Consider the following 20,986-nt stretch of genomic DNA (forward strand, 5'->3'; position numbering starts at 1 on the left):
TCAAAAGATCGCAACCTTCGGCAGCTCCTACAGGGTGTACGCCGATATCCTGTAGGAGCTGCCGAAGGCTGCGATCTTTTGATTTTCAACCAAACCAACAAAAACCCGCACAAGGCGGGTTTTGTTTGTAGCAAACGCAGTGATCAGTCAGCCAGACGCCAAGTCGTCCCGCCCTTGCCGTCTTCCAGCACCACGCCCATGGCGGTGAGCTGGTCGCGGATGCGGTCGGATTCGGCCCAGTCCTTGTTGGCACGGGCAGTCAGGCGCGCCTGGATCAGTGCATCAACCTCAGCCGCATCGACCCGCCCTTCGGCACCGGCCTGCAGGAAGTCATCGGCTTCAAGCTGCAACACGCCCAGCACGCTGGCCAGTTCCTTCAAGCGCGCCGCCAGACCGGCCGCCGCATCCAGATCGCTCTCGCGCAGACGGTTGATCTCGCGGACCATCTCGAACAGCACCGCACAGGCTTCCGGCGTGCCGAAGTCGTCGTTCATCACCTGGGTGAAACGCTCGACAAAGGCTTCGCCGCCAGCAGGTGCCACGCTCGGCAGGCCTTTCAACGCATGGTAGAAACGCTCGAGGGCGCCCTTGGCGTCCTTGAGGTTGTCTTCCGAATAGTTGATCGCGCTGCGGTAGTGGCTCGACACCAGCAGGTAACGCACGACTTCCGGGTGGTACTTGTCGAGCACGTCGCGAATGGTGAAGAAGTTGTTCAAGGACTTGGACATCTTCTCGCCATTGATGCGAATCATGCCGCAATGCATCCACGCGTTGGCGTAGGTCTTGCCGGTGGCCGCTTCGCTCTGGGCGATTTCGTTTTCGTGGTGCGGGAACTCCAGGTCGCTGCCGCCGCCATGAATATCGAAGGTCTCGCCCAGGCAGCAGGTGGACATCACCGAGCACTCGATGTGCCAGCCCGGACGACCGTCACCCCACGGCGATGGCCAGCTCGGCTCGCCCGGCTTGGCGCCTTTCCACAGCACGAAGTCCAGCGGGTCCTGTTTCGACTCGTCGACTTCGATCCGCGCGCCGATACGCAGGTCTTCGATCTTCTTGCGCGACAGCTTGCCGTAGCCCATGAACTTGGCGACGCGGTAGTACACGTCGCCATTGCCCGGTGCGTAGGCGTAGCCCTTGTCGATCAGGGTCTGGATCATCGCGTGCATGCCAGCGATGTGGCCGGTGGCACGCGGTTCCATGTCGGGCTTGAGGATGTTCAGGCGCGACTCGTCTTCGTGCATCGCCGCGATCATGCGCTCGGTCAGCGCTTCGAACGACTCGCCGTTTTCACGGGCGCGATTGATGATCTTGTCGTCGATGTCGGTGATGTTGCGCACGTAGGTCAGGTCGTAACCGCTGAACCGCAACCAGCGGGTCACCAGGTCGAACGCGACCATGCTGCGGCCGTGGCCCAGGTGGCAGTAGTCATATACGGTCATCCCGCAGACGTACATGCGCACCTTGTTGCCATCCAGCGGCTTGAAGACTTCTTTGCTCTTGGTGAGCGTGTTGTAGATCGTAAGCACGACGGTTCCTTAAGACTTGATCACTGGCCCCACGAATCACGCAGGGTCACGGTACGGTTGAATACCGGAGCGCCCGGTTTCGAGTCCTTGATATCCGCGACGAAGTAACCTTCGCGCTCGAACTGGAAACGGTCTTCCGGCTGTGCGTTGCCCAACGAGGGTTCAGCACGACAACCGGTGAGGACTTGCAGTGAGTCAGGGTTGATGTTGTCCAGGAAACTGGCGCTGTCTTCGGCCTTCTCCGGGTTCGGAGAACGGAACAGACGATCGTACAGACGCACTTCGCACTCGACGCTGGCCGCAGCCGGCACCCAGTGGATCACGCCTTTGACCTTGCGGCCTTCGGGGTTCTTGCCCAGGGTTTGCGGATCGTACGAGCAACGCAGCTCGACGATGTTGCCATCGGCGTCCTTGATCGCTTCGTCGGCACGGATCACGTAGCTGCCGCGCAGACGCACTTCGCCGTTCGGCTCCAGGCGCTTGTAGCCTTTTGGCGGCTCTTCCATGAAGTCTTCACGGTCGATATAGAGCTCACGGGCGAACGGCAGGACGCGCACGCCCATGTCTTCTTTCGGGTGGCACGCCAGTTCGAGGTTTTCGACCTGACCTTCCGGGTAGTTGGTGATCACGACTTTCAGCGGACGCAGCACGCACATGGCGCGTGGGGCGCTGTGGTCGAGGTCGTCACGGATGCTGAATTCGAGCATGCCGAAATCCACCACGCCGTCGGAACGGTTGGTGCCGATCATTTCGCAGAAGTTGCGGATCGATTTCGGCGTGTAGCCACGGCGGCGGAAGCCCGACAGCGTGGACATGCGCGGATCGTCCCAGCCATTGACGTGTTTCTCGTCCACAAGCTGCTTGAGCTTGCGCTTGCTGGTGATGGTGTAGTTCAGGTTCAGGCGGCTGAACTCGTACTGGCGCGGGTTGGCCGGCACCGGCAGGTTTTCCAGGAACCATTCGTACAGCGGACGATGGCTTTCGAACTCCAGGGTGCAGATCGAGTGGGTGATGCCTTCGATGGCGTCCGACTGACCGTGGGTGAAGTCATAGTTGGGGTAGATGCACCACTTGTCACCGGTCTGGTGGTGATGCGCGTGACGGATGCGATACATGATCGGGTCGCGCAGGTTCATGTTTGGCGATGCCATGTCGATCTTGGCCCGCAGCACACGTGCGCCGTCCTTGAACTCGCCGGCTTTCATGCGGGCGAACAGGTCGAGGTTTTCCTCAACCGAGCGATCGCGGAACGGGCTGTTCTTGCCCGGCTCGGTCAGGCTGCCACGGTATTCCTTGGCCTGTTCAGGGGTCAGGTCGTCGACATAGGCCTTGCCGGCCTTGATCAGCTCTACCGCCCAGTCGTGCAACTGGTCGAAATACTGCGAGGCATAGCGCACTTCACCGGACCATTCGAAGCCCAGCCATTTGACGTCGCTTTCGATCGCGTCGATGTATTCCTGGTCTTCCTTGGCCGGGTTGGTGTCGTCGAAACGCAGGTGCGTGACGCCGCCGAATTCCTGGGCCAGGCCGAAGTTCACACAGATCGACTTGGCGTGACCGATGTGCAGGTAACCGTTGGGCTCAGGCGGGAAACGGGTAACGATCTGCGTGTGCTTACCCGAGTCCAGGTCCGCCTGGATGATCGGGCGCAGGAAATTGACCGGCACGGCAGGGCCGGTCTTGGAATTCGAGGTAGGGTCGACAGTGGGCTTGCTCATAGGATCCTTGAACGTACAAGTGCGCGGCCAGTTGGCCAAATCAAAGCGGCTGTTATAAATCAAAGGGGCTTATCATAGCCGATGCTGTCAAGTGGCTGACAGAGCAGGCCGGCAATCGGTTGCATTTAATCGGCCGGCGATGAAAAACAGCCTCGAAATTCGCGTCCGGCACGCTAAACCGCCTGCCTTGGCCGACACTGGCCGGACTGGTTGAGGGCCTGAACGCCCCGAAACCCACGAATTCTTAGAATGAGTACCCATCATGACCCAAGTCAAACTGTCTACCAACTTCGGCGACATCGTCCTGAAACTGAACGCTGAAAAGGCACCGCTGACCGTTGCCAACTTCATCGAGTACGTCAAGGCCGGTCACTACGAAAACACCGTTTTCCACCGCGTCATCGGCAACTTCATGATCCAGGGCGGCGGTTTCGAGCCAGGCATGAAAGAAAAGAAAGACAAGCGCCCAAGCATCCAGAACGAAGCCGACAACGGCCTGCCGAACAAGAAGTACAGCGTTGCCATGGCCCGCACCATGGAGCCGCATTCGGCTTCCGCGCAATTCTTCATCAACGTGGCTGACAACAGCTTCCTGAACCACAGCGCCAAGACCGTTCAGGGCTGGGGCTACGCGGTATTCGGCGAAGTAGTCGAAGGCACCGACGTCGTCGACAAGATCAAAGGCGTGGCCACCACCTCCAAGGCCGGTCACCAGGACGTACCTGCAGACGACGTGATCATCGAGAAAGCCGAGATCATTGAGTGATACTGCTGATTTCAGACTTGCATCTGGAAGAGGAGCGCCCGGACATTACCCGGGCGTTTCTGGATTTGCTCGCTGGACGCGCCCGCTCGGCGAGTGCGTTGTACATTCTGGGCGACTTTTTCGAGGCGTGGATTGGCGACGATGCCATGACAGCCTTCCAGCGTTCCATCTGCCAGGCCCTGCGCGATCTCAGCGACAGCGGCACGGCCATTTTCCTGATGCACGGCAATCGCGACTTCATGCTCGGCAAGGCCTTCTGCAAAGCGGCCGGCTGTACCTTGCTCAAAGATCCGAGTGTCGTGCAGTTTTACGGCGAGCCGGTGCTGTTGATGCACGGCGACAGCCTTTGCACCCGCGACGCAGGTTATATGAAGCTGCGGCGCTACCTGCGTAACCCGATCACCCTGTTCATCCTGCGCCATCTGCCTTTGGGCACCCGGCATAAACTGGCGCGCAAGTTGCGCAGCGAAAGCCGTGCGCAGACGCGGATGAAGGCCAATGACATCGTCGATGTCACGCCGGAAGAAGTGCCGCGGGTCATGCAGCAATATGGTGTGAAAACCTTGATCCACGGCCACACCCATCGCCCCGCCATCCACAAGTTGCAGATTGGCGAGCAGGCGGCCAAACGTATTGTGCTGGGGGATTGGGACCGTCAAGGCTGGGCGTTGCAGGTGGATGAGCAAGGGTTTGCGTTGGCGCCGTTTGATTTCACCCCGCCGCCGCAATTGGCAGCACCTTCAGCCTGATCGTTCCCACGCTCTGCGTGGGACCGATCTTCCTGCCTCAGTGGCCGGAAGCAGCCGGCCCCGCCTTCGCCGCAAACGGCGGTTTCGCCAGCCACACCAGCAGAATCAAGCCCATGAACGCCCACCCCAGCAACGTGAAGTAATCCACGGTGGAGAGCATGTACGCCTGGCTGGTCAGCACATGATCCAGTTGCGCGTAGGCCGGGTTACCCGCCCCGCCCAGCGTGTTCAATGCCTCCCGGGTCGCCGGCTCATAGGTGGTGATGCTTTCACTCAAGTAAGCATGGTGCTGATCGGCCCGGCGAATCCAGATCCAGGTGGTCAGCGATGCCGCAAAACTACCACCCAGGGTCCGCAGGAAGGTCGCCAGCCCCGCGCCGTCGGCAATCTGGCTCGGCGGCAGGTCCGACATCAAAATGCTCAGGGTCGGCATGAAGAACAGCGCCACGCCAATACCCATGAAGAGCTGCACCAGGGCGATGTGCTGGAAGTCCACTTCGTTGGTAAACCCGGCGCGCATGAAGCAACTCAAACCGATGCAGAGGAACGCGCCACCGGCCAGTAGCCGCAGGTCGAACCTGTGCGCGTACTTGCCGACAAACGGCGACAGCACCACCGGCAGAATACCGATCGGCGCCACCGCCAGGCCAGCCCAGGTGGCGGTGTAGCCCATCTGGGTTTGCAGCCATTGCGGCAGGATCAGGTTGATGCCGAAGAACCCGGCGTAACCGCCCACCAGCACGATGGTGCCGATGCGGAAGTTGCGATAGGCGAACAGCCGCAGATTGACCACCGGGTGTTTGTCGGTCATTTCCCAGATCACGAACACCGCCAGCGCAATTACCGAAATAGCGGCACCGATGATGATGAAGTTCGACTCGAACCAGTCCAGGTCATTGCCCTTGTCGAGAATCACCTGCAACGCGCCAACGCCAATGATCAAGGTGATCAGACCCACGTAATCCATCGGCTGGTAACTGGTCTCCACCGGACGCGCCTTGAGTTGCTGGCGCACCACCATCACGGCGAAGATCCCGATCGGCACGTTGATGAAGAAGATCCACGGCCAGCTGTAGCTGTCGGTAATCCAGCCACCGAGAATGGGACCTGCAATCGGCGCCACCACCGTGACCATCGCCAGCAACGCCAGGGCCATGCCGCGCCTCGCGGGCGGATAGACCGCGATCAACAGCGTCTGGGTCATCGGGTACAACGGTCCGGCCACCAGGCCTTGCAGTACCCGAAAGCCGATCAGCTCCGGCATCGAGGTCGAGATACCGCACAGAAACGACGCCAGCACGAACAGCATCGTCGCCCACAAAAACAGTTTCACTTCACCAAAGCGTCGGCTGAGCCAACCGGTCAGCGGCAGCGCGATGGCATTGCTCACGGCAAACGAGGTGATCACCCAGGTGCCCTGCTCCGAACTCACGCCCAGGTTACCGGAAATCGTCGGCAAGGCCACGTTGGCGATGGTGGTGTCGAGCACTTGCATGAACGTCGCCAGCGACAGGCCGATGGTGCTGAGCACCAGGCTGGGCGGCGAGAAAGAGGCGTTATGGCTCATCGCGAATCCTTTGGAGCTGAATTTTTTGGAGCCGGGCTGGCGCTGCGCCCGTTACAGGCGCAGCTGACGGATAGGCGAATCAGCGATGTGCGGTTTTGCTGACCGCGGCGCTGTTATCGTGGATCAATTGGGTAATCATCGCGTCGGCCTCGACCAACTGACGGTCATACACATTGGTGCTGAACGAAGCCTTTTGCGGTGGCTGTTGCGCCAGTACCGGACCGCTCTGGTCGCGCAGGTTCACCTCGACCTGAGTCGACAGGCCGACCCGCAATGGGTGTTTGGCCAGCTCTTCGGCATTGATGTGAATCCGCACCGGCACCCGCTGCACGATCTTGATCCAGTTACCGGTGGCGTTCTGCGCCGGCAGCAAGGCAAACGCGCTGCCGGTCCCGGCGCCGAGGCTGTCGATGGTGCCGCTGTATTTGACGTTGCTACCGTAGAGATCGGCTTCAATGTCCACCGGCTGACCGATGCGCATGTCACGCAGTTGGGTTTCCTTGAAGTTCGCGTCGATCCACAGCTGATCCAGCGGGATCACCGCCATCAGCGCGGTGCCCGGCTGGACACGCTGACCGAGTTGCACGGTACGTTTGGCGACATAACCGGTGACGGGTGCGATCAAGGTGCTGCGGGCATTGTTCAGGTACGCCTGACGCACTTGCGCAGCAGCCGCCATCACATCCGGGTGCGACGACACCACAGTGTCATCGACCAGCGCGCTGGTGGTCTTGAGCTGTTGTTGGGCGTTGGCCAGGGCGTTCTGCGCCGAGGTCAGGTCATCACGGGCGTGGGACAGTTCTTCCTGGGAAATCGCCCCGCCGGCGGCGAGATTTTTCCGACGATTGAAGTTGTCCTGAGCCTTTTGCACTTCAGCCTGCTGCGCATTGACCTGGGCTTTCATGCCGTCGACGTTGCTGTACAACCCGCGCACCTGGCGCACGGTGCGGGCCAGGTTGGCCTGGGCATTTTGCAGACCGACTTCGGCGTCGTTCGGGTCGAAGTTGACCAGCACCTGGCCTTCGTGGACCAAATCGCCATCGTCAGCGCCGATGCTGACCACGGTGCCGGTGACCAGCGGCGTGATTTCCACCACGTTGCCGTTCACGTAGGCGTCGTCGGTGCTTTCACTCCAGCGACCGAAGAATTGGTGATAACCCCAGACGCCGGCTCCGGCGAGGATCACCATGATCGTCAGGACCACCAGCATCACTTTGCGCTTGCGCGGGTTGCTCGTGCCTTGAGTGTCGTCAGGGGTTGTATCTGCAGTGGCCATGACAAGTACCTTGAATTAGTTGTGCTGCGTGGCTGGGGATGCGTTGGCGGCGGTCAGGGTTTCGCCCTGAAATCCGCCACCCAGCGCTTGCATCAGTTGGATCGACAGGTCGATCTGCTCGGCATTCAGGTTGGCCAGCTGACGCTGGGCCTGGAGCAATTGCTGCTCGATGCTGAGCACGTCGAGGTAGTTGCCGATGCCGGAACCGTAGCGCTGGACCACGGTGTTGTAAGAATCCTGGGCGATGTCGGTGGCGTGTTGCTGGGCACCGATTTGCCGGCCGATATCGTGCAACTGGTTGATGGTGTCGCTGACATCGCCTAAAGCTTTCACCAGGCTTTTGTTGTACTGCGCCACCGCGAGGTCGTAATCGGCGTCGCGGGAATCGAGGTCGGCACGCAGGCGGCCGCCGTCGAAAATCGGCACCGAGATCGTCGGCGCGATGTTGAAGAAACGACTGGCGGAACCGAACATCGCATCCCCCAGCAACGACTCGACACCGGCCGCCGCGCTCAGGTTGAGGTTGGGGTAGAAACGGGTCTTGCTCGCCGCGATATTTTTGCTCGCAGCCTCAACCCGCCAGCGTGCCGCCACCAGGTCCGGGCGACGACCGAGCAATTCCGCTGGCAACACCGATGGCAACGCCACGGCGCTGGCCTGAAGGACTTTCGGCCGGGCGATTTCGTTGCCGCGATCCGGGCCTTTGCCCAGCAGTACCGCCAAGGCGATTTTTGCGCTTTGCAGGCGTTTCTCGGCATCGATCAGGCTGGCTTCAGCGCTGGCTTCAAGGCTTTCGGTTTGCTGGAACTGGTACTGACTGTCGATCCCCGAGCTCAGGCGACGCTGGCTGAGGTCGAGCATTTGTTTGGTGCGTTTGAGGTCTTCGCTGGCCAGGTCATGGATGATGTGCGCCTGCCCCAGATCGCTGTAGGCGCGGGCGACGTCGGCAGACAAGGTCAGTTGCGCGGCCTGCTGATCGACTTCGGCGGCGCGGGCCTGGCCCAATGCGGCTTCCCAGGCATCGCGTTGCCCGCCCCAGAGGTCGAAGGTGTAATTGAAGCTGGCACCGAGATTACGCACGGTGGAATACGTTCCACCCTGCCCGCTCGGGTCTTTATCGCGAGCCAGACGCGAACGGCTGACACCCGCGCTGGCATCAAGGGTCGGCATCCGCGCAGCATCGGCGGCATACGCGGCAGCGCTGGCCTGGTGAGCGCGGGCGTCGGCGATTTGCATGTCCGGGCTGTCGTGCAGGGCTTCGCGGATCAGGCCGTCGAGCTGCGGGTCGCCGAGGCTTTTCCACCAGTCGCTTTTCGGCCATGCGGCAGGCGAAAGGGTCACGCCGTTGAGCGACTGGCCGGCCTTGAGGTTCTTCGCATCGAGGCTGACGCCTTCGGTGGTCAGGCCGCTGTAACTGGCGCAACCGGCGACGCTCATGGCCAACAGCACCAGGCTCAGTCCGGTACGCAGACGCTTACTGTTCATCGCCACCTACCCGCAGCAAGGTGATCGAGTCACCCGCCGCTACCAGAATTTTCTTCAGGATCTGTTCCAGGGTTTTCAATTCTTCCGGGGTGATGGCGCCGGCCAGTTCGTTCATGGCATCGGCGCCGATCTGCGGTAGCTGGTCAGTCAATTGTTGGCCTTGTTCGGTCAACACCAGTTGCACCTGACGGCGGTCTGCTTCGGAGCGTTGGCGGGCAAGGAAACCTTTCTGTTCCAGACGATCGAGCATACGGGTCATCGAACCGCTATCCAGCGACAGGTGACGGCACAGCTCGGCCGGGGTATCGACGCCGAACTGGGCCATGATGATCAACACTTTGAACTGCGCGGCGGTGATGCCGTGGGGTTCCATATGCGTGTCGATGATCCGGTCCTTGAGCAGCGCGGCGCGTCCTAGCAAAAGGCCGAGATGGCAATTGTGGAAATCGTATGAGGAGAAATGTTTCATCTGACCACCAATTAGCTGCCTAGGCAGTGAATGTATGTCGAGATATTACTGCTTAGGCAGCCAATGTCAACGTAATAGTTAGGATGCTTTGTATTTGACTGATAAATGGTGGGACTGAAAGCAAAAAGATCGCAGCCTTCGGCAGCTCCTACGGAATCGCGTACACCCTTAAATACGGTGAGAACACTTCTGTAGGAGCTGCCGAAGGCTGCGATCTTTTGATCTTGGAGAGTTTAGAAATCCCGCTTGTAGAAGATGTCCAGCGAACTGGCCACGCCGCTGGCGGCTTCGAGGTAGACTTTTTTGCTCAGTTTGTAACGCAAGGCGATGGTGTTGGCCGGCTCGAATACGCCGACGCCGTAACGAAGGCTGAGCTTCTCGGAGATGTTGCCGCTGGCTACCACACTGGTGGTATTGCCGCTGCCTTGGGTATCGAGCTGGAAGTCCTGAATGCCCAAATCCTTGGCCAACCCGCTGGTGACCCCGGAGCTGCCCATCAGACCCAAGCCAAGGGCGGCCTGGGCGAGCATGTTGTTGTCTTCACCGGTGGTGCTCAGCGGACGCCCCAGCACCAGATAGGACAACGCCTGCTCCTGGCTCATCGCCGGCTCGGAAAAGATCTGCGTGGTCGGCTGTTCGGCACTGCCGCTCAAGCGAATGCCGGCGATCACGTCGTCGGTCTGGCGAATCGCCTCGATGTCCAGGTACGGCTGATCGATGGGACCGGCAAACAACAGGCGCGCCCGGCGCACCGTCAGCCGCTGGCCGTAGGCGCGATAACGCCCGTCGTTGAGCCAGAGCTCGCCGCGTGTGTCCATGTTGTCGCCGATGTGCACGTGACCTTGCAGGTTGGCGGTCAGGCCGAAGCCGGCAAAGCTCAGCTTGTCCTCCCCCACCACCACATCGATGTCCATCGCCATGGCCATCGGCGGTTTGCCCTCTTCGGTCTGCTGACCGACGATCACCGTGTCATTGGAGACCTTGACCGTCGACGGCGGCAGCTCGCGCACGGTGATTTCGCCCTTGGGCACCAGCACCTTGCCGACGATCGCCAGTTTGTCGTCCTTCATGGAGATCTTCAGGTCCGGTGCCACTTCCAGCGCGGCGTAGGGTTCGACGGTGACCGGCAACTGCGAGCCCTTGAGCGCCAGATCCACCACCAGTGCCTGGCCCCAGGCGATGTTGCCATTGAGGCTGCCCTGCCCGGCCTTGCCGCTTTTCCAGCCGCCGTTCAGCTGTACGGTTTCACCGGCAATCACCGCTTGAAGTTGCAGGGCCTGGAGCGCCATCGGCAGTTCCGGCCCGGAGATTTCACCGTCGCGCAGCTCAAGGTTGCCGTTGACCTGCGGCGCCAGCAACCCGCCGGACAGCGTGCCGCTGCCGTTCAAATGCCCGGTGAGTTTCTCGACCATCGGCACAAACGGCCGCGCCACCGACAAATCCAGGCCATTGAGGCGGAATGAGCCGGTCAGCGGTTTGTTCTTCGGCAACGGGTTGATCTGCGCCTGCAGCATCAGTTCACCGAGCTTGCCACCGACGAAGTTGAGGTCGGTGTCGATGCGTTTTGGCGTGAGTTTGCTGGTGAGTTTCAGGGTCTGGTAGGGGAAATCCAGCCACTGATCCTTTTCCTTCATGCGCAATGTGCCGCCGCTGGCATCGACACTGATCTGGCCGTTCGGGCCGCTGGCCGGCAAGTCCAGTTGCAGGTCGGCGTTGAGCCGGCCCTGCCAGGCGAAATCCTTCGGCAGCCATTGCGCCAGGCTGTCGATCGGGAACTGCTTGAGGTGGTAACGCAGCTTCGGCTCCGGCATCAAGCGCTGGTCTTCGCCGCACAGGCTGGCCGGGCCGGACATCCAGCAATGGGCGCCGAAGTTGATTTTGCCGTCCGACAGTCGCTCAAGCTTCGCCGGGTTTTGCAGCTTCCAGTCCTGACCACCGGCCTGGATATCGCCACTGGCCAGACGCCCGCGCCAGTTACCTTTATCCAGCGTGCCGTCGAGACCGAGCGCCAGTTTCAGTTTCGGTCCTTGCAGGTCGAGGGTCAGCTTCTGGTTTTTGATGTCGCCCTGGCCGCTGGCGGTCAAGGTGCCCAGTGACGTGTCGCCGGTCTGAATGCCGCTGCCCTTGAGGTCGATCCTGGCCCGTTGGGCGCTGTCGAGGGTGGCGTCGAGATTGAGGCTTTGCAGGCGGTTGTCTTCGAAGACCAGTTGTGTGCCTTGCAGGGCGAGTTTGCCTTGCGGTGCCTTGAGCGTGCCGGCGACATTGACCCGACCATTGAGCTGACCGCGCAGTTGCGGCCAGAGCTGGGCCAGACGTGGCATCTTGATGTCGATCCGGCCGGCGAGCTTCTGTTGCAGACTGCCTTGGCCGGTGATGCTGTTGTCACCGAGGCGAATCTGTAACGCGCTGAGGTTCCATTGCTCGCCGCCACCCTCGGCTTTGGCTTGCAATACGGCCGGTTGCCCGCGCAGCTTGCCTTTCAGGTCCAAGTCAGCGGTCAGGCTGAGCCTTTCATTCTTCATCTCGCCTTTGCTGCGTAACGGACCCGCCAACGTACCCGGCAACTCCGCGAGCCAGTACGCCGGGTTGATCGCCGAGAGGTCCAGCGCGGTATCCCAGGCGATGCCGTCGGCAAACTTCAGGTTCAGGTGCCCTTCGGCCTTGCCCTGCCCGGCTTCGAGCTTGAATTGCGGCAGATGGATTTGGCTCAGGTCGCCGCTGAACGGGCTGTTCAGGCTGAACGCCCCGGCCGGGCCATCCAGTGCGGCCTTGAAGTTACCGATGTAGTTGCCGTCGGTGTAGGAAACTTCACCGTTGAAGCTGCGCAGTGCCACTTGCGGCTCGTCGATCAGCGGATAGAGGCGGTGCCAGGGGAAGTCCAGCCAGTCGATTTTCGCTTCGGCACTGAGGCCTTTGCTCCAATCCAGTTGCCCGGTGAGCTTGAGGCTTTGTTTGTCATTGGCGGTCAGGTCGAGCCCCGCGATTTGCGCGCCCTTGGCGTCGACCTTGCCTTGCAGCAACAACGCGACCGGGCCAAGCTCTGCGGGCAACGTGGCTTTGCCGAGCAACTGGTAGCCGTTTTTCAGGTCGCCGTCGCCGGTGAGTTCCAGTTGATTGAGTTGCAGGGTGTCCGGCAGCTCGGCGCTGGCCTTGAAGCCGTCAGCGGTGATGCGCACTTTTGCCGGCAGGTTTTCCATCAGCGGCTGCAATTCGCCAATCAACTGCCCGTTCAGGTAACCGCTGCTGTCGGCTTTCAGCTTCAGGGTTTTCAGCAGATCGCCGTCGACCTTCAAAACCAGTGCCCAGGGTTCGGTGCCCGGCGCCGGCAGGGTCAGTTTGCCTTCGGCGGTCAGCGGCCAGTTGCCGCTCGGTTGCAACAGGCCGGACAGGTTCAGGCTCAGCTCATCACGCTGCAAGTGCACCGAGTCGATCTGCAGACCCTTTTCGGTCCAGTGCGCCGCCAGTTGCAGGCCTTTGAGCTCTTCGCTGCCATTGAACAGCAAACGGCCGACCTTGATGTCACCCAACTCGATGGCCAGCGGCAATTTCAAATCCGGAAGACTGATCGGCCCGCTGCTTTGCTCTTCCGCGTCCGGCGGGAATTGCAGGCTGACCTGCTCGACCTGCAATTGCTCGATGCACAGCGTCATGCGCGTCAGGCACAGCGGCGACCAGGCGAAAATCGCCTGGTTCAGCTCAACCCGGCTGTTGTCCTGCTGCCACAGCAGATGGTCGGCGCTCCACTGTCCACCCAAACGGCCCTGGAAATTCTCCACGGTCAAACCCGGCACAAACCCGAGCGCCCAGCGACTGCCCGTCGCCGTACCCAGCACGGTAATCAAGGCCAGCACGACCAGCATCAGCAGCGCCGGGATCGCCAGCAGCGTTATTTTCAAACCACGCTTCACAGCTCAGGCCCCATGGAAAAGTGCAGTCGAATGCCGCCGTCGTCGTCCATCGCGTGGGCCAGGTCGAGGCGAATCGGCCCTACCGGCGAAACCCAGCGCACGCCAATACCGACGCCGGTCTTGAGGTTCGGCAATTCAAGGGTGTTGAAGGAGTTGCCCTGGTCGATGAAGGTTGCGACCCGCCACTTTTCGACGATGGAGTATTGATACTCGACGCTGCCGGCCACCATGTAACGGCCACCAATACGGTCGCCCTCGGAGTTCTCCGGGGACAGGCTCTGGTAGTCGTAACCGCGCACGCTCTGATCGCCACCGGCGAAGAAGCGCAGAGACGGCGGCACGGATTTGTAACCGTTGGTGGCGCTGCCGCCGACCTGCACCCGACCGAGGAAGCGGTGTTTATCGAAGACCGTGGTCAGGCCTTTGACCAGTGCCGTGCCATACACCAGGTTGGTGTCCGAACCCAATCCTTCCTTGGCCACCTTGGTTTCGAATTGCAGGCGATAGCCGTTGTGCGGGTCGATGCGGTTGTCGCTTTTCAGGTACGAATAGCTCACGCCGGGCATCAGCAAGGTGCTGAGCCCCGAGTCGTCACCGAGTGTGTATTCCTCGCGTTGCCACTTGAGCGACACCACCCGCTGCCAGCCGCTGGGCAACTTGCTGTGCCATTCGGGGCCGAGGGTCAGCAATTTGCTGCGGGAGTCGGTGCCAGCGATATCTTCATATTGATAGCCAGCGGCCCAGCGCAGTTTGTCGGTCAGCGGTGGGTCCAGGGGAATGTCGTAAAACACCCCGACGTTCTGCCGCGGTGCCGACAGTTCGGCTTCCCAGCCATAGCTGTCGCCTTGCGGGTTGACCCAGTGCCGGGTCCAGTTGGCCTTGATTCGCGGGCCGACGTCGGTGGAAAACCCCAGACCCAAGCCCATGGTCCGAGGCTTGCGGGTGTCGAGCTTGACCGCCACCGGGATCACGTCGTCCTTGGACGCGGTGGGCGCCGCGTCGACGCGCACGCCTTCGAAATAACCGCTCGATTGCAGCGCCTGATTGAGTTCGGCGATCAGTTCGGAGTCATAGGGCGTACCGGCCTTGAACGGCACCATGCGTTGCAACAGGTCTTCGTCGAACGGTGTATCACCTTCAAAACTGACCTTGCCCAGCGTATAACGCGGCCCGCTGTCGTAGATCAATTCGATGTCGGCGACACCCGCACGTGGATCCACCAACAGCTTCTGGCGAGTGAAGCGCCCACTGAAAAAGCCGAAGCGCGAGGCCTGGTTCTGGATCATCCGCTTGGCGTCTTCGTAACGGCCATGGTTAAGCACCGCGCCTGGTTTCAACAGGTCGCTTTTCGGTACACGAAAGGATTTGAGGTCGGCCGCAGGCCCCTCGATACGCACCGTGACGTTGCGCAGATGGATCGGCTCGCCGGGATCGATGTTCAGCACCAGGCGCGGTGTCTTGCCGCCCTTTACGTCGCTGTCGATTTGCGGCTGGTAATACCCCAAGGCCTGGGCGGCCTTGCGCGCCTGTTCTTCGGCACCGCGACTGAAGCGCAGCAAGGCTTCTTCATCGCGATCGCCGAGGCTACCGATATAGCCCTCTATATTGGCCTTCAGTTCATCGTTGGACGGTTTGATCCGCACATCCAATTCACTTTGCGCCAGCGCCGCGCAGCTGGATAACAGCATCAACAGGCCGCTGGTGATTCTTCCTGGAACATTCATAGGCGCGGATGCTATCACGAGCTTGGGAGCCTGATAGAGCCGGACTTGTCCCATAAGTTCGGCGATTACGCTGTTGCCGTTTGTAACACCTGCGGGTTGGCGTGGAAAAACACGTGCTCACGAATCGGTCCTACGGCCACTTCGCCGATTTCCTCATAGCCCTGACGCTTATAGAACTCCAGATAGCGAGGATTCCCGGTGTCGAGGATCACGCCCTGAGAATGCTCATCGACTGCGCACCAGTTGTGCACCGCTTGCAGCAATTGTTCGCCAAAGTGCTTGCCCTGGAATTGCGGGTGAACTCCCAGCAACGGCAGGATGTGCACCGAATCGGACGGCACGCACGCCATCACAGCGGCGTGGTAATCGAGGTAGCGTCGGGTACAGCGAAACCCGGTGCTGAGCACCATCCGCAGGCGCCAGGCCCAGCTTTCGGTGATGCCCAGGCGGCGTTGCGGCGGCGCGATCAGGGCGATACCGATCAAGCGGTCATTCACCAGCAGGCCGATGGCCGGTAAATCCTGCAGAAAGTGTTGTTTGATCAGTTCGCGCACCGTCGCCCGGACCCGCTGTTCATAACCGGGGCGTTCGGCTTCGAACAGGTAGCCGAACGTCGGCTCGTGCCGGTACGCCTGGTACAACAGGGAACGCGCTTCGCGGGAATAGCCGCTGTCGAGCATGTGAATATCGGCGATGGCGGTCGAGGTTTCGGGCATAACGGCGGATCTCCCTGGGGCACAGCTCAGATGGCCGCGCTCTTCTTGGTACGAGCCTTGGGGTGGCTTCACAGTTCCCCAGACAGGTATAGACCAAGCCAGGATCTTCATCGACTGGGCGTGCCCGCGCCAACGCATCTCTGACAGAACACAACGAATCCCCTCACCCCAAGGCTGGCCCCAGTCCTACATGTCAGCTAGCATCGCACTTTTGCCAGGACTGCCGACCATGAAGATCGTCTCCTTCAACATCAACGGGCTGCGCGCTCGCCCGCATCAGCTGGCGGCGCTGATCGAAAAGCATCAACCGGACGTGATCGGGTTGCAGGAAACCAAGGTCCACGACGACCAGTTTCCCCTGGCCGAGGTGCAGGCGCTGGGGTATCACGTGTATTTCCACGGCCAGAAGAGTCACTACGGCGTGGCCCTGCTCTCGCGCCAGGAGCCGATCGCGCTGCACAAAGGTTTCGCCACTGATGAAGAAGACGCTCAACGGCGCTTTATCTGGGGCACGTTCGCCGATGCCAATGGCGTGCCGGTGACCATCATGAACGGCTATTTCCCACAAGGCGAAAGCCGCGATCACCCCACCAAGTTCCCGGCCAAGGAACGTTTCTACGGCGATTTGCAGCAGTTGCTGGAAAGCCAGTTCAGCAACGACCAGCCAATCGTGGTGATGGGCGATGTGAACATTTCCCCGGAAGACTGCGACATCGGCATTGGCCCGGACAACATGAAACGCTGGCTGAAAACCGGCAAATGCAGCTTCCTGCCCGAAGAACGCGAATGGATGGCCCGCCTGAAGAACTGGGGTCTGGTGGACAGTTTCCGTCACCTGAACCCGGACATTGCCGACCGTTTCAGCTGGTTCGACTACCGCAGCCGCGGTTTTGAAGATGAGCCCAAGCGCGGGCTGCGGATTGACCTGATCATGGCCTCCAACGGGTTGTTGCCGCGGGTTAAAGACGCAGGCGTGGATTACGAACTGCGCGCAATGGAAAAGCCTTCCGATCACGCGCCAATCTGGCTTGAGTTGAGCTAAGAGCAAAAGATCGCAGCCTTCGGCAGCGCCTACATGGGTTCGGCGTACATCCTGTAGGAGCTGCCGAAGGCTGCGATCTTTTGATCTGTCATCGTTCAGAAACCTTACTGACTTATTCTCCCGGCACTTTCTTTGGCTTATAAGGTGCCGGCATGACCCTGCGTGTGTTGTTCCTGCTGCTGCTCGGCGCCGTGCTGCCGTTGACGGTGTCGGCCGGCGATCTGCCGATGCCCGAACATGGCCCGGCGCTGCGCATCCAGGGTTCCAACACCATTGGCGCGGCGTTGGGGCCGGCGCTGGTCGAGGGGTTGATGCATGAACAGGGCCTGCTCAAGGTGCACCGCGAAGCCCCGGACAAGGCCAACGAACAACGCATCGTCGGAGAAACCGCTCAGGGCCGTCGGGTCGAGGTGGAAGTCGCGGCCCACGGTTCCAGCACCGGGTTCAAAGCCCTGAAAATCGCCTCCGCCGATCTCGCGGCCTCGTCACGGTCGATCAAGGACAGCGAACGGCTGGATCTCGAACCGCTGGGCGACCTGAAAAGCCCGGTTGCCGAACAAGTCATCGCCATCGACGGGCTGGCCATCATCCTTCATCCGCACAATCCGCTGAAGCAGCTCAACACCGAGCAACTAGCGCGAATCTTCAGCGGCGAAACGAAAACCTGGGAAGAACTCGGCGGCACCGGTGGGACGATTCATCTCTACGCGCGGGATGACCAATCGGGCACCTACGACACGTTCAAGGAGTTGGTCCTCAGCCCGCGTGGGAAAATGCTGAGCGGCAACGCGAAACGCTTCGAATCCAGTGAGCAATTGTCCGACGCGGTCAGTCTGGACCCGCAAGCCATCGGCTTCATCGGTTTGCCTTATGTGCGCCAGGCCAAAGCCGTGGCCATTGTCGATGGAGACTCCCAGGCCATGCTGCCGCTCAATAGCCTGATCGCGACGGAAGATTACCCGCTGTCCCGTCGGCTGTTCTTTTACCTGCCGCCGAACGGGAAAAATCCCTGGGCCAAGGCGCTGGTGAAGTTCGCCCAGAGCAGCAATGGCCAGGCGATTGTCGCGGCCAATGGTTTTATCGCGCAAACCGTTCAGGCCATGGCCGTCACGCCGAATGCGCTGATGCCCGAGGGTTATCAGGCACTCAGTCGGCATGCCCAGCGACTGACGGTGAATTTTCGTTTCGAAGAAGGCAGCGCGACGCTGGACAACAAGGCCCGCCAGGACCTGTCGCGGGTGCTCGACTATATAAGGCAGCACGACAAAACCAATCGGCAGGTGACGCTGGTAGGGTTTGGCGATGCCAAGAGCGACCCCGCGCGGGCCGACCTGCTGTCGAAACTGCGGGCCATGGCGGTGCGGCGAGAACTGGTGAAAAGCGGCGTGGTGTTTCGCGAGATTCGCGGTTTTGGCGCCGAGATGCCGGTGGCGGCCAACAGCGGGGATGAAGGGCGGATCAAGAATCGGCGGGTTGAGGTTTGGGTGTATTGAAAAGATCGCAGCCTGCGGCAGCTCCTACATTGTTTCGGCGTACTTCCTGTAGAGTCGCCGAAGGCTGCGATCTTTTGCTTTTAATGACCGCTACGCATCATTTCTTTAGGCACGTACTTGCCGATCTCGAACTTGCCGATCGCCGCGCGGTGCACTTCGTCCGGACCGTCGGCCAGGCGCAAGGTGCGTTGCATGGCATACATGTAGGCCAGCGGGAAATCGTTGGACACCCCTGCCCCGCCATGGATCTGGATCGCCCGGTCGATCACCCGCAACGCCACGTTCGGGGCAACCACTTTGATCTGCGCGATCTCGCTCTTCGCCACTTTGTTGCCGACGGTGTCCATCATGTACGCCGCTTTCAACGTCAGCAGTCGCGCCATGTCGATCTCCATCCGCGAGTCGGCGATTTTGTCGATGTTGCCGCCCAGACGCGCCAGCGGTTTGCCGAACGCAGTGCGGTTGACCGCCCGTTTGCACATCAGCTCCAGCGCACGTTCAGCCATGCCGATCGAACGCATGCAGTGGTGAATCCGGCCCGGGCCGAGACGGCCCTGGGCGATTTCGAAGCCGCGTCCTTCGCCCAGCAGGACGTTTTCATACGGCACCCGGACGTTTTCGAACAGCACTTCGGCGTGGCCGTGAGGTGCGTCGTCGTAACCGAACACCGGCAGCGGGCGCACAATCTTCACGCCAGGCGTATCCACCGGCACCAGAATCATCGAGTGCTGCGCATGGCGCGGCGCATCCGGGTTGCTCAGGCCCATGAAGATCAGGATCTTGCAGCGCGGGTCGCAGGCCCCTGAAGTCCACCATTTCTTGCCATTGATCACCCACTCGTCGCCGTCACGCACGGCACGGGCGGCCATGTTGGTGGCATCGGACGAGGCCACGTCCGGTTCGGTCATGGCGAACGCCGAGCGGATCTCGCCGCGCAGCAGGGGTTCGAGCCAGCGTTGTTTCTGCTCTTCGTTGGCGTAACGCACCAGCACTTCCATGTTGCCGGTGTCGGGCGCCGAGCAGTTGAACGGCTCGGGGCCCAGCAATGAGCGGCCCATGATTTCCGCCAATGGCGCGTATTCGAGGTTGGTCAGGCCGGCACCCAGTTCGGACTCAGGCAGAAACAAATTCCACAGGCCTTCAGCCTTGGCCTTGAGTTTGAGCTCTTCCATGATTGCTGTCGGCTGCCAGCGATCGCCCTCGGCGACCTGGCGTTCGAACACCGCTTCGGCGGGGTAAACGTAGGTGTCCATGAACGCAGTCACGCGCTCACGCAGTTCCTGGACCTTGGGCGAATAAGCGAAATCCATGGCAGCTCTACCTTTTTATCTGGGGTTCAGAGGAGTTGTTCAGGTCATGCAATCGATGCTAGAACAGCTACGAAAATTTACCTAACCTATTCTCGGCGTGTATTAACATTCATCACCGATATATGATCGGCTGATTGCCAAGGCCCTCGGGTCCGATCAAGACGCCGCTAAAAACAGATGCCCCTATAAAAAAATGCCCCTATAAAAAAGAGTGCAGCGCATGAATCTGAGCAAGGTCGACCTCAACCTTTTCATCGTCTTCGACGCGATCTACACCGAAGCCAACCTGACCCGCGCCGGGCAGATTGTCGGCATTACTCAACCGGCGGTGTCGAACGCCCTGGCCCGCCTGCGCGAAACCTTCAACGACCCGCTTTTCGTACGTACCGCCCAGGGCATGGTGCCCACACCGATGGCGCAGAACATCATCGGCCCCGTGCGTAACGCCCTCTCCCTGCTGCGGGTGTCGGTACAGGAAAGCCGCATCTTCAACCCGTTGCAGGCGGTCAAGACCTACCGCATCAGCATGACCGACCTCACCGAAGCGGTGATCCTGCCGCCATTGTTCCAGCGCCTGCGCCGCCTGGCGCCGACGGTGATCATCGAAAGTTTCCTGTCCAAACGCCGCGAAACCACCAAGGAACTGGCGGCCGGGCGCCTGGATTTCGCGGTGGATGCGCCGCTCAACACCGACCCGCAGGTGCGCCACGTCAAGTTGATGGAAGACCGTTATGTGTGCGCCATGCGCAAGGGCCATCCGCTGGCGGGCAAAGAGAAATTCACCCTCGACGATTACCTGTCCCTGACCCACATCCATATCTCCAGCCGCCGCAGCGGCCTGGGCTATGTCGACCTGGCCCTGGGCAAAATGGGCATCCAGCGCAAGATCGCCCTGCGCTCTCAGCATTACCTGATGGCGTCCCAAGTGTTGCAGCAGACCGACATGGTCATGACCGTGCCGGAACGCTTCGCCCGTCGCCATGATTTGTACTCGGTGAACCTGCCGGTCAAAGAAGTTCCGCCGGTGGAAACCCATCTCTACTGGCACGAAAGCACCGACCAGGACCCGGCCAACCGCTGGATGCGCGAGCAGATGATCGAGTTGTGCCAGCAGGTCACGGCGCACGAGAAGAAGCTGGATACGGTGTAGGACGTTACCGTGTCATTGTTCTTCGCGGGCAAGCCCGCGAAGACGCCGGTGATACCAACGAAGATCCATGCCCCTTGACGTAAACGT

15 protein-coding genes are annotated in these 20,986 nt (G+C 60.7%); 5 read left to right on the forward strand and 10 right to left on the reverse strand.

The features are described from left to right. Nucleotides 1-143: 143 nt before the first annotated feature. Nucleotides 144-1,526, reverse strand: a complete 1,383-nt coding sequence (gene cysS, locus AC1D2Q_RS01745; protein ID WP_477812034.1) for a cysteine--tRNA ligase — start codon at nucleotides 1,524-1,526, stop codon at nucleotides 144-146. Nucleotides 1,527-1,546: 20 nt separating this feature from the next. Next, nucleotides 1,547-3,244: a glutamine--tRNA ligase/YqeY domain fusion protein gene (locus AC1D2Q_RS01750; protein ID WP_477812035.1), complete on the reverse strand. Its 1,698-nt coding sequence runs from the start codon at nucleotides 3,242-3,244 to the stop codon at nucleotides 1,547-1,549. Nucleotides 3,245-3,506: 262 nt separating this feature from the next. Here AC1D2Q_RS01750 and AC1D2Q_RS01755 point away from each other — a divergent pair, with 262 nt between their 5' ends. Then, entirely contained in the window at nucleotides 3,507-4,010 is a 504-nt protein-coding gene (locus AC1D2Q_RS01755) for a peptidylprolyl isomerase (protein WP_018925482.1), read from the forward strand. Beyond that, nucleotides 4,007-4,759, forward strand: coding sequence for a UDP-2,3-diacylglucosamine diphosphatase (lpxH, locus tag AC1D2Q_RS01760; RefSeq protein WP_477812036.1), 753 nt, complete (start codon nucleotides 4,007-4,009; stop codon nucleotides 4,757-4,759). Before AC1D2Q_RS01755 ends, lpxH begins: the two co-directional genes overlap by 4 nt. A gap of 37 nt (nucleotides 4,760-4,796) precedes the next feature. On the opposite strand, the gene AC1D2Q_RS01765 is transcribed toward lpxH, so the two are convergent. The 7 genes from AC1D2Q_RS01765 to AC1D2Q_RS01795 form a co-directional block, all read right to left on the reverse strand. Next, nucleotides 4,797-6,326, reverse strand: coding sequence for a DHA2 family efflux MFS transporter permease subunit (locus AC1D2Q_RS01765; protein ID WP_477812037.1), 1,530 nt, complete (start codon nucleotides 6,324-6,326; stop codon nucleotides 4,797-4,799). 79 nt (nucleotides 6,327-6,405) lie between these two features. Beyond that, the gene (locus AC1D2Q_RS01770) at nucleotides 6,406-7,602 is read right to left on the reverse strand and encodes an EmrA/EmrK family multidrug efflux transporter periplasmic adaptor subunit (RefSeq protein ID WP_477812038.1); all 1,197 of its coding nucleotides are present in this window, start codon (nucleotides 7,600-7,602) and stop codon (nucleotides 6,406-6,408) included. Nucleotides 7,603-7,617: 15 nt separating this feature from the next. Then, nucleotides 7,618-9,087 carry an efflux transporter outer membrane subunit gene (locus AC1D2Q_RS01775; RefSeq protein WP_477812039.1) on the reverse strand — a complete coding sequence of 490 codons (1,470 nt, stop codon included), beginning with the start codon at nucleotides 9,085-9,087 and terminating at the stop codon, nucleotides 7,618-7,620. After that, the gene (locus AC1D2Q_RS01780; protein WP_223489863.1) at nucleotides 9,077-9,556 is read right to left on the reverse strand and encodes a MarR family winged helix-turn-helix transcriptional regulator; all 480 of its coding nucleotides are present in this window, start codon (nucleotides 9,554-9,556) and stop codon (nucleotides 9,077-9,079) included. The genes AC1D2Q_RS01775 and AC1D2Q_RS01780 overlap by 11 nt, the downstream gene beginning before the upstream one ends. Before the next feature lie 233 nt (nucleotides 9,557-9,789). Then, a complete protein-coding gene (locus AC1D2Q_RS01785; RefSeq protein WP_477812040.1) occupies nucleotides 9,790-13,464 on the reverse strand; it encodes a translocation/assembly module TamB domain-containing protein in 3,675 nt (1,224 codons plus the stop codon). Continuing rightward, nucleotides 13,461-15,188, reverse strand: a complete 1,728-nt coding sequence (locus tag AC1D2Q_RS01790) for an autotransporter assembly complex protein TamA (RefSeq protein ID WP_477812041.1) — start codon at nucleotides 15,186-15,188, stop codon at nucleotides 13,461-13,463. The genes AC1D2Q_RS01785 and AC1D2Q_RS01790 overlap by 4 nt, the downstream gene beginning before the upstream one ends. A 65-nt stretch (nucleotides 15,189-15,253) precedes the next feature. Next, a complete protein-coding gene (locus tag AC1D2Q_RS01795) occupies nucleotides 15,254-15,904 on the reverse strand; it encodes a GNAT family N-acetyltransferase (protein WP_428636168.1) in 651 nt (216 codons plus the stop codon). Nucleotides 15,905-16,133: 229 nt separating this feature from the next. On the opposite strand from AC1D2Q_RS01795, the gene xthA reads away from it, so the two are divergent. Together xthA and AC1D2Q_RS01805 are read left to right on the forward strand one after the other, a co-directional pair. After that, a complete protein-coding gene (gene xthA / locus AC1D2Q_RS01800) occupies nucleotides 16,134-16,946 on the forward strand; it encodes an exodeoxyribonuclease III (protein ID WP_477812042.1) in 813 nt (270 codons plus the stop codon). 152 nt (nucleotides 16,947-17,098) lie between these two features. Continuing rightward, nucleotides 17,099-18,439: a substrate-binding domain-containing protein gene (locus tag AC1D2Q_RS01805; protein ID WP_477812043.1), complete on the forward strand. Its 1,341-nt coding sequence runs from the start codon at nucleotides 17,099-17,101 to the stop codon at nucleotides 18,437-18,439. Between the two features lie 80 nt (nucleotides 18,440-18,519). On the opposite strand, the gene AC1D2Q_RS01810 is transcribed toward AC1D2Q_RS01805, so the two are convergent. Next, entirely contained in the window at nucleotides 18,520-19,749 is a 1,230-nt protein-coding gene (locus AC1D2Q_RS01810; RefSeq protein ID WP_008014296.1) for an acyl-CoA dehydrogenase, read from the reverse strand. A gap of 220 nt (nucleotides 19,750-19,969) precedes the next feature. On the opposite strand from AC1D2Q_RS01810, the gene AC1D2Q_RS01815 reads away from it, so the two are divergent. Then, nucleotides 19,970-20,899, forward strand: coding sequence for a LysR family transcriptional regulator (locus AC1D2Q_RS01815; protein WP_018925462.1), 930 nt, complete (start codon nucleotides 19,970-19,972; stop codon nucleotides 20,897-20,899). Nucleotides 20,900-20,986 lie beyond the last annotated feature (87 nt).

It is taken from the genome of Pseudomonas sp. P1_A1, assembly GCF_056406935.1.

Bases quoted from the DNA above. Each gene is read 5' to 3' on its own strand.
- AC1D2Q_RS01765 (WP_477812037.1), bottom strand. From the start codon at position 6,326: ATGAGCCATAACGCCTCTTTCTCGCCGCCCAGCCTGGTGCTCAGCACC.
- AC1D2Q_RS01815 (WP_018925462.1), top strand. From the start codon at position 19,970: ATGAATCTGAGCAAGGTCGACCTCAACCTTTTCATCGTCTTCGACGCG.
- AC1D2Q_RS01775 (WP_477812039.1), bottom strand. From the start codon at position 9,087: ATGAACAGTAAGCGTCTGCGTACCGGACTGAGCCTGGTGCTGTTGGCC.
- xthA (WP_477812042.1), top strand. From the start codon at position 16,134: ATGAAGATCGTCTCCTTCAACATCAACGGGCTGCGCGCTCGCCCGCAT.
- AC1D2Q_RS01810 (WP_008014296.1), bottom strand. From the start codon at position 19,749: ATGGATTTCGCTTATTCGCCCAAGGTCCAGGAACTGCGTGAGCGCGTG.
- AC1D2Q_RS01755 (WP_018925482.1), top strand. From the start codon at position 3,507: ATGACCCAAGTCAAACTGTCTACCAACTTCGGCGACATCGTCCTGAAA.
- AC1D2Q_RS01750 (WP_477812035.1), bottom strand. From the start codon at position 3,244: ATGAGCAAGCCCACTGTCGACCCTACCTCGAATTCCAAGACCGGCCCT.
- AC1D2Q_RS01780 (WP_223489863.1), bottom strand. From the start codon at position 9,556: ATGAAACATTTCTCCTCATACGATTTCCACAATTGCCATCTCGGCCTT.
- AC1D2Q_RS01795 (WP_428636168.1), bottom strand. From the start codon at position 15,904: ATGCCCGAAACCTCGACCGCCATCGCCGATATTCACATGCTCGACAGC.
- AC1D2Q_RS01770 (WP_477812038.1), bottom strand. From the start codon at position 7,602: ATGGCCACTGCAGATACAACCCCTGACGACACTCAAGGCACGAGCAAC.
- AC1D2Q_RS01805 (WP_477812043.1), top strand. From the start codon at position 17,099: ATGACCCTGCGTGTGTTGTTCCTGCTGCTGCTCGGCGCCGTGCTGCCG.
- AC1D2Q_RS01790 (WP_477812041.1), bottom strand. From the start codon at position 15,188: ATGAATGTTCCAGGAAGAATCACCAGCGGCCTGTTGATGCTGTTATCC.